This is a genomic window from Streptomyces sp. ATLC9 (assembly GCF_057196705.1).
In genome coordinates this window covers 1-896 of the sequence record NZ_JBXUOY010000537.1, presented here as the reverse complement: position 1 = coordinate 896, position 896 = coordinate 1, and the positions used below count along the sequence as shown (strand labels likewise).

Annotated in this window: 1 protein-coding gene; it reads left to right on the top strand. The window is 68.4% G+C overall.

The annotated features are described in order from the left end of the window. Window positions 1–437: 437 nt before the first annotated feature. Window positions 438–680 carry a hypothetical protein gene (locus AC2CJA_RS26900; protein WP_484605244.1) on the top strand — a complete coding sequence of 81 codons (243 nt, stop codon included), beginning with the start codon at window positions 438–440 and terminating at the stop codon, window positions 678–680. Window positions 681–896: the final 216 nt, after the last annotated feature.

Genomic DNA, 896 nt, shown 5'->3' with positions numbered 1-896 from the left:
GGGCGTAGAGAACTCCATGATCTTGGAAACCGTGCCTGCCTCGTTCCGAGGGCACCGCCGATACGACAGATCGTCACGAACCCGGCGTCACGCGACTACGCCGAAGCCCTGACCCCATGCCGGCCTCGATCTGTCAGCTGGGGCCGATCGTTGATCGGCTCGGCGGTTCGATCGTAATGCCCTCTGCCGTTCGAGGTGGGCCGTCGCGCGACGTTGCGGGATGCGCCGGGGTTCCACATTTCCGGGCGCTGGTAAGAGCCCTGTCACCAGCCCGTAATGTCCGGCGACATATGACGGGGGCGCGCTCGGCTACATAGCGGACGACGGCGTCGACGCCGGGGCGGGCGCCGCACAGGATCGGGCCGCCACCGCCGGATCCGAACGGCCGCACACCGGTGAACCCGCTGTCACGCATCTGGCCCATCATGGGCCGGGTGATGATTCCTTCTCCGGACGAGGTCGAGGTCGCGCGTACCCTGGCGGGCGGCTGGACCCGTGATCAACTCGCCGCCTGGGGCGTGCCCTGGCCGCCCCCGAAGGGCTGGAGGCAGCGCCTGGCCGACCAGTGGCACGCCGCCCAGCAGGAACCGCACTTGGGACGCCGCTCCCTCGGTATCCGGTGGGGGAGGGGAGCCTGCGGCCACACCCGGCACCGTCGAGGTGCCGGGTCCGGAGCCTGACTGGCAGCCCGTGGCTGAGGGGCCTCGCGTTTTCCGGACAGGTGATTGACGTTTTCTCAGCGGTGATCACTTCCAGATTCCGTTGAGGACGAGAGCGGCTCGGGTGATGTCGCCGATCCGGCTCGGGCTGAGAGTGATGTGTTGGAGGGTGCGCCAGCGCTGCTTGAGTTCGGCGGCAGCGCGTTCCCCGAGCGCACGAATGCCTCTGATCAGGCT

Excerpts from the sequence above, each read along its gene's own strand:
- AC2CJA_RS26900 (WP_484605244.1), top strand. The coding sequence starts at position 438 with ATGATTCCTTCTCCGGACGAGGTCGAGGTCGCGCGTACCCTGGCGGGC.